6 protein-coding genes and 1 pseudogene are annotated in these 7581 nt (G+C 51.1%); 2 read left to right on the top strand and 5 right to left on the bottom strand.

Annotated elements, in window-relative coordinates; genetic code table 11:
- The 5 genes and pseudogenes from G477_RS0111575 to ilvE all read right to left on the bottom strand — a co-directional run.
- Nucleotides 1–238: pseudogene (locus tag G477_RS0111575) on the bottom strand (IS4 family transposase); the annotation flags it as partial.
- An 83-nt stretch (nucleotides 239–321) separates the two neighbouring features.
- Complete coding sequence (ilvC, locus tag G477_RS0111570) at nucleotides 322–1326, bottom strand: ketol-acid reductoisomerase (RefSeq protein WP_026698085.1); 1005 nt, start codon at nucleotides 1324–1326, stop codon at nucleotides 322–324.
- A gap of 29 nt (nucleotides 1327–1355) precedes the next feature.
- Complete coding sequence (gene ilvN, locus G477_RS0111565; RefSeq protein WP_026698084.1) at nucleotides 1356–1877, bottom strand: acetolactate synthase small subunit; 522 nt, start codon at nucleotides 1875–1877, stop codon at nucleotides 1356–1358.
- A complete protein-coding gene (ilvB, locus tag G477_RS0111560; RefSeq protein ID WP_051287955.1) occupies nucleotides 1874–3592 on the bottom strand; it encodes a biosynthetic-type acetolactate synthase large subunit in 1719 nt (572 codons plus the stop codon). The genes ilvN and ilvB overlap by 4 nt, the downstream gene beginning before the upstream one ends.
- A 329-nt stretch (nucleotides 3593–3921) precedes the next feature.
- Complete coding sequence (gene ilvE, locus G477_RS0111550) at nucleotides 3922–4824, bottom strand: branched-chain-amino-acid transaminase (protein WP_026698082.1); 903 nt, start codon at nucleotides 4822–4824, stop codon at nucleotides 3922–3924.
- A gap of 299 nt (nucleotides 4825–5123) precedes the next feature.
- Here ilvE and G477_RS0111545 point away from each other — a divergent pair, with 299 nt between their 5' ends.
- Together G477_RS0111545 and G477_RS0111540 are read left to right on the top strand one after the other, a co-directional pair.
- A complete protein-coding gene (locus G477_RS0111545; protein ID WP_026698081.1) occupies nucleotides 5124–5798 on the top strand; it encodes a TVP38/TMEM64 family protein in 675 nt (224 codons plus the stop codon).
- On the top strand, nucleotides 5785–7209 hold the full coding sequence (locus G477_RS0111540) for a dihydrolipoyl dehydrogenase family protein (RefSeq protein WP_026698080.1): 1425 nt from the start codon (nucleotides 5785–5787) through the stop codon (nucleotides 7207–7209). The genes G477_RS0111545 and G477_RS0111540 overlap by 14 nt, the downstream gene beginning before the upstream one ends.
- Nucleotides 7210–7581: the final 372 nt, after the last annotated feature.

Here is a 7581-nt window from a genome sequence, read left to right as displayed (position 1 = left end):
CCTTCTTACTGATCGTAGAAAAGTTCACAGGAGCAAGATCGGAAGCAGCCATCTGATCGGCGCCATCCCGGTAGCCTTCCCATTTCTCGAGGGCGGCAGCTAAAAGAAAATCAATCAGATCTCGAACACGAAATTTACGGGCAACATCCTCGTAGCCGTATGTTTTTAAGCATTGTTCAAGCTCTTCTTCGGCAATCAATTGATCAAATAAAGCGGAAATTGTGGTAAACTGATTCATGGGAGACACCTTCTCTGATGATGTTGGTTTAGACGCTTTACATCTTATCAGGTCGGTGTCTTCTTTTCTATTTTTTGTGGTAGTTATTGGCTAATCAACAGACGTGTGACGAATGGCATCAATTCGCGCAGCTCGCGGCCTACCTCCTCGATCTGATGTTTGTTTTCGCGTGCGTTGATCGCGTTGAACTGCGGACGGTTTGCCTGGTTTTCAAGAATCCAGCCGTGTGCAAAGGTACCATTTTGAATATCGGTAAGAATGTCTTTCATGCGCTCTTTTGTTTCATCGTTTACGACACGAGGGCCGGAAACGAAATCTCCCCACTGCGCAGTGTCAGAGATAGAGTAGCGCATGCCTTCCAGTCCACCTTCGTAAAGCAGGTCAACGATCAGTTTGAGTTCGTGCATGCACTCAAAGTAGGCGACTTCCGGCTGGTATCCAGCTTCGACAAGGGTTTCAAAACCAGCTTTCACGAGATGGGAAACACCACCGCAGAGTACTGCCTGTTCCCCGAAAAGGTCTGTTTCTGTTTCTTCCTGGAACGAGGTCTCCAGAATACCGGCACGTCCGCCGCCGATTCCTTTCGCGTAGGCGAGCGCAATATCGGAAGCCTGCCCGGATGCGTCCTGGTAAATGCCGTAGAGGGCAGGCACACCAGCACCGTCTTCAAAGGTTCGTCGTACGAGGTGTCCCGGTCCTTTCGGAGCGATCAGGAAGACATCAACATCCGATGGTGGTACAACCTGGCTGAAGTGAATGTTAAAGCCGTGAGCAAAGACGAGAGCGTCGTTGGCCTGCAGGTTCGGCTTGATCTGCTCTTCGTAGATTTTCGGCTGATGTTCGTCCGGAAGGGCCACCATGATGACCTGGGCCTGTTTCACCGCTTCTTCTACTGTCGCTACATCGACACCATCTTCTTCTGCTTTGTCCCAGGATTTCCCTTTGCGGAGGCCGACGATCACATCGAATCCGCTCTCTTTCAAGTTCAGTGCGTGGGCATGTCCCTGGGAGCCGTAACCGATGATTGCGATTTTTTTCTCCTGCAGTACTGCCTCATCAATGTTGTGGTTGTAAAGTACGTTTGTCATGTTCATGTCATCCTTTCAGCCTCGTTGGTTTATTTTAGTAGTGAATACTGTGTCAGCTCTGCTGCCTGCGGCTGGTGACCGCGGGAGAAAGCTGTCAGACCTGTGCGGGCGATATCTTTAATACCGTAGGGCCGCAGCAGATCAATAAGTGCCTCTATTTTGTCGGGCTTGCCTGTCACTTGAACAGAAAGGCTGTCTTTACTGACATCGATGACAGAAGCCCGGAAAGGCTCGATAATGCCTTGGATTTCATTTCGTGTACCAGGATTGGCGACAATTTTTATCATCGCGAGCTCCCTGGCAACGACCGCTTTATCAGACAGATCCGTTACTTTAATGACATCAATCTGCTTGTTCAATTGTTTTGTCAGCTGCTCCATTTTGCGGTGATCTTCGACATCTACAACGAACGTCATTTTTGAGATGCCTTCCTGTTCTGTCCGTCCGACGGAGATGCTTTCGATATTGAACTGTCGTTTGTGCATGAGGCCGGTTACCCGGTTGAGGACGCCGCTTCGGTTTTGTACGACTAGTGTTACAATGCGCTTCATGGTTTCACCCCTACCATATCGTTGATGCCTCTTCCCGGCGGAACCATAGGGAAGACGTTCTCCTGTTGAATAACACGGGCATCGATCAGCACGGGCTGATCATTGTTCATCAGCTCCCCGATCTGGCTTTCAAATTCTTCCCGCGTTTCGAACTTGTACCCTTGAATACCATAGCTGTCTGCGAGCTTCACAAAGTCCGGCTGGCATCCAACGATGGATTCTGAATAGCGTTCCTCATAGAATTCTTCCTGCCACTGGCGGACCATGCCGAGAGCCTGGTTGTTAAGGATGACAATTTTCACCGGCAGGTTTCTCTCCTGTACAACGGAGAGTTCCTGCAGCGTCATCTGAAATCCACCGTCACCGACAAGGGCGATCACCCGCTCTTCTGGTTCGGCCAGCTGGCATCCAACTGCAGCAGGGAAACCAAAGCCCATCGTTCCGAGTCCGCCGGAAGTAACCCAGCGATCCGGACGGCGGAAGTGGAAAAACTGCGCTGCCCACATCTGATGCTGCCCGACATCCGTTGTGACAATTGGATCTCCTTTCGTTTTCTCATGAATTTCTTTGATGGCCCACTGGGCAACCATGCCTTCCTTCGGCGTGTTGTACCAGAGCGGATAATCTTTACTGCTCTGTTTCAGTTCGTCGAGCCAGGCTTGATGGTCCGGGCCTTCTTTTAGTTGACGTTTCAGTTCTTTTAAAGCTGCGCCTGAATCAGAGACAACTGGAATATGCGTTGGCACATTCTTCCCGATTTCAGCCGGATCAATATCAATGTGCGCGACAACGGCGTTTTTCGCGAAGTGCTCCAGGTTGCCGGTCAGTCGGTCGTCGAAGCGGGCTCCGACGTTGATGAGCAGATCACAGTCTGTAATGGCCATGTTGGACGTATACGTTCCGTGCATGCCGGCCATGCCGAGGAACATTTCGTGATCTGCAGGAAAAGCACCGAGCCCAAGCAGGGTGGACGTCACGGGAATGCGGTATTCGTTGATGATATCCAGCAGCACATCCGTTGCGCCGCCGTGCAGTACACCAGCCCCCGTCAGCACGAGAGGCTTTTTAGCCTGCTTCACCGCTTCGGCAAGTTTTTTGATCTGCAGAGGGTTCGGATTGATCGTCGGCTGATACCCGGGCAGATGAAATGGGGATTCGTCTGTATCAAAGCACGGGTTGGCTGAAATATCCTTCGGGATATCGACAACAACCGGACCTGGTCTGCCGGTGGAAGCAATGTGGAAAGCTTCCTTAATGATCTTCGGCAGTTCGTATGCGGACTGAACCTGGTAATTGTGCTTCGTAATTGGTGTTGTGATACCCATCACGTCCGCCTCCTGGAAGGCATCGGTGCCGGTGACCGTCGTGGCAACCTGACCGGTGAGAACGACGAGTGGAAGAGAGTCCATCATCGCATCGGCAATGCCGGTGATCAGGTTGGTTGCTCCAGGCCCAGACGTGGCAAGCACAACGCCTGTCTTTCTTTTTACCCGTGCATAGCCTTCTGCTGCGTGAATCGCTCCCTGCTCGTGTCTTGTCAGGATATGCTGAAAATCTGCTTCCGAGCGGTACAGCGCATCATAAATTGGGAGGACCGCACCGCCGGGGTAACCAAAAATCGTATCAACCTGCTGTTCCACGAGTGCATCGACCAGCACATCTGCTCCTGTTTTCGTGGCCGGCGCTGTTCCGGCCGGTTTCATATCCAATTTCATGCTGGATTCCTCCTTGTATTTAAAGGCAAAATAAAAAGGCCTTCTTCCCGAACAGACGAGTGTCTGCTGCGGGGAGAAAAGCCTCTGCTTTCACGGTACCACCCGGTTTTACAGTATCTTCGCAGATACTGCCTTAGGAAGCCGGCGAGCGGCTTCTTTTGATAACGGGTGCAAACACCCGGCTCAGCCTACTAAGGAAATTCTTTTCCGCTGGGCACTCAAGGACGATGTCGAAAGAAGCAGCAATTCCGGGCTTCCACCATCCCCGGATCTCTGTGACTGCCTTATCTTCTTTCTTTGTTCCTGTCATCGATTTCGTTCATCTGTGATCAACCTGCATATACACTGTCAGCAGGATAACAAGAAATGCCGTCAATTTCAACGACTTTTCTAAATTCTCTTAATAAATGATTCGTTACTGCTCCAGGCTGTCCGTCAGCGACCGTTCTTCCATCGACATCGACAACAGCAATGACTTCAACGGCTGTTCCAGTGAGAAAGACTTCATCAGCTGTGTAGACATCGTGCCTCGTGAACGGTGTTTCGCTCACGCTGTAGCCGAGTCCGTCGGCGATGTCGATAATAGCATTTCGCGTGATGCCTTCGAGCGCTCCGAGATAGACGGGAGGAGTGATGATGCGTCCGTTTTTAACAATGAAAATATTGTCTGCGGAGCCTTCCGTGACATATCCCTGATCGTTCAGCATCAGCGCTTCATCCACACCGGCCTGGTTCGCCTCCAGTTTGACAAGCACGTTGTTGAGGTAGTTCAACGATTTCACCTGAGGGCTGAGAACGTCCGGTCTATTGCGCCGGCTGGCAACGGACCCCATTTTGAGGCCACGCTCGTAGAGCTCTGCAGGAAAGAGGGCAAGTTTTTCTGCAATGACAATGACGTTCGGGCGGCTGCAGTTAGATGGGTCCAGACCAAGATTGCCCGCTCCGCGGGAAACAACGACGCGGATATAAGCAGAGTCCAGTTTGTTGCGCCGGATCGTCTCGACAATAATCTGCTGCATCTCCTCCTTTGTATATGGGATAGTCAGCATAATCGACTGCGCGGAATCGTAAAGCCGGCTGATGTGCTCATCGAGTTTGAAAATGTTGCCGCTGTATGCACGGATGCCTTCAAAAACACCGTCTCCGTACAGCAGGCCATGATCAAACACAGAAATCACAGCATCTTCCTTCTTGACGAAACCGCTGTCGAGATAAATCCATTGGCTGCTCATACCGTTCGCTCCTTTCCTTCAAATTCCTTCTGCGGAACGCCGCCGAAAGTTGATGTTGAGCCTTATATTACGCCCGTTACGCGGGAACGTCAATGGGTATGTGTGAAATATTCTCACATTTCAAAACAATCAGTCAATAAGTAACCGCTTACACTCCTGCTGCGCCCGGGAAATACTGAATAAACAGAATTTTTGTTAATATTTATAAAGCGCTTACAAAAAGAGTGTGTAAGCTGGAATACAGCTTACATTCATGGAAAAGGGTATACTGAGGGAAATAACGAACAGGATGGTGAATGATGTCAAAGCAGATGCTGATAAAAGGAGGAGCAGCGGCAGCGGTTATAGGAATTCTTCTATTTGTGAACTGGCGCTGGGTCGATATTTCTCCGGAAATGCTCCGTTCGTTTATGGATGATGCCGGCGTCTTTGCTCCAATGCTGTATATTGTCCTGTACACGCTGCGGCCACTGATCTTATTTCCCGCTAGCATTTTGTCTCTGGCGGGGGGACTGCTGTTTGGTGCTTTCTGGGGGACGGTGCTTATTGTTATCGGTGCAACGGCAGGAGCCGTTTTATCCTTTGTAGTTGCGAGGCGTCTCGGGAAAAACATCGCAGGCAGGGAATGGAAGGGGAAAGCCCGGACGATGCAGCATCAGATGGAAGAGAATGGACTGCTGTATGTCCTGCTTGTAAGGCTCATCCCTGTCTTTAATTTCGATATGATCAGTTACCTTGCAGGCATATCAAAAGTGAAGTTGAAGGATTTTCTGTTCGGAACTTTGTTCGGTATCATTCCCGGCGCGTTTGCCTACAGCTTTCTCGGGGCAAGTGTTGTAGAAGGAGATATCGGTATTATTTTTGCAGCCGCTGCGGTATTCGTGGCGGTAAGTGTGATCCCTGTCTTCTTTAAAAAGAAACTGAAAAAGAAAACTGGAACGGAAGAGGAGGAGCTTTCTCATGAAAACGTATGATTTGATTGTCGTCGGTGGCGGTTCAGGTGGACTGTCAGCCGCAGCCGGCGCCGCGAGGTTCGGTGCGGAAACCGCTCTGATCGAAAAACAGCCGGCCCTAGGCGGGGACTGTCTGCATTTCGGCTGTGTTCCTTCCAAGGCGCTGATTGCAGCAGCAAAAGACGTTCATCAAGCTCGGAGCGCTGCCCAAAAACACGGGTGGCAGCTTGAAGGGGAGGCAGACTGGCAGGCTGTCAGAAGTCAGATCCAGCATGCCGTTGATACGATCCAGGAGCATGACAGCACAGAACGGTTTTCTTCTCTGGGGGTTGACGTCATCTATGCCGAAGCCTGGTTTGAAGATGAACATGTGATCGGTCTTTCCAATGGAACGAAGCTATATGGAAAGAAAATCATCATCGCCGCAGGCTCCAGTCCTGTCGTGCCCCGGATTGAGAATATGGATCAAATCGATGTGCTGACAAACGAACAGATTTTTTATCTCGATAAGCTCCCAAAACGCATGGTGATGGCCGGCGGTGGACCGATCGGGCTGGAGATGGCACAGTCGCTGAGCCGGCTTGGTGTCGACGTGACGGTGGTGGAAGCTTCCCGGCGCTTGCTCGGAAGAGAAGATGCGGAGATTGCTGCGCGGGCGGAATCGGCGCTGAGGCGTGAACTGACCATTTATACCGGTTCTTCTGTCAGCAGGGTGGAGCAGAGCGACGCAAGCCCGCATGTTGTTATCGAAGGGGATACCAACGTCACACTACCGGCGGACGCACTTTTCCTTGCCGTCGGCCGCAAACCGAATTCGGATAAACTGCAGGCGTCACGCGCAGGGGTGAAACTCGGAGAGAAGGGTCATATCGAGGTGAACAGCCGGATGCAGAGTTCGGTTCCACACATCTATGCAGTAGGTGACATTAACGGTCAGTTCCCTTTCACTCATGGAGCTGGAGCACAGGCGCAGACAGCACTCGCGAATGCGCTGTTTGGACTTCCGCAGAACATCAACTATGATGCGATGCCGTGGAGTTATTACACGCAGCCGGAAATTTATCATCTTGGTATGACAGAAGCAGAAGTCTATGAAGAGAGAGGCGGCAGCTATCAAGTTCTCCGCGGCAGTGGAGCTGATCGGATGACGGCAGAAATGGATGAAGATTCTTTTGTCAAAGTGATTGTCGATAAGAGCGGGTACATTCTTGGCGCGCACGCCGTAGGTGCTCAAGCAAGCGACTGGATGCAGACACTCGTCTACATGAAAAAGCAGAAGGATAAGATTTCAGTCCTCTCGTCCGTAACCCATCCTTACCCTGCGAGAACCGAGATCGTCAAGCAGACCTCCGACCAGTACTGGAAAGAGAATGTGCTGGAAAAACCGGCACTCAAGGCAATTACCGAACGTTATTTGCGCTGGTTCCGTTAAGGCAGAAGAGAGTGCCGTGCCCGTTTCACCACCCGAAAACAGGCTGCATGCAGCGACTTTCTGTGTACCGCCCACGGCCTTCTTCATTAAGACCCTGTGACGGGGACAACAACATAATCGAAAGAAGCCCTCACCGAAATGGTCAGGGCTTCTTTCTATACTGGTTTAGTCTCAGCCTCGTTGTTCCTGCTGGAGAACCATTTTCCCAGCTCTTCATGTTGTTGATAGAAGAGAAGAGACAGGGATGCTTTATTCCTTCGTAGGAATGTATAAGATGGCGCAGCAGAAGGAAGGGCACAGAAAGCCGTCCCCCCTACCGGAAAGAATACGGCGGCAGATGCACGCAGCAAACGGCCGGTGTGTAGAAAGGTT

This window comes from Alkalicoccus chagannorensis DSM 18086, from assembly GCF_000429725.1.
Lineage (GTDB): Bacteria > Bacillota > Bacilli > Bacillales > Salisediminibacteriaceae > Alkalicoccus > Alkalicoccus chagannorensis.
Note: the sequence above shows the minus strand (reverse complement) of the source record. Positions and strands in the feature narration are given on the sequence as shown.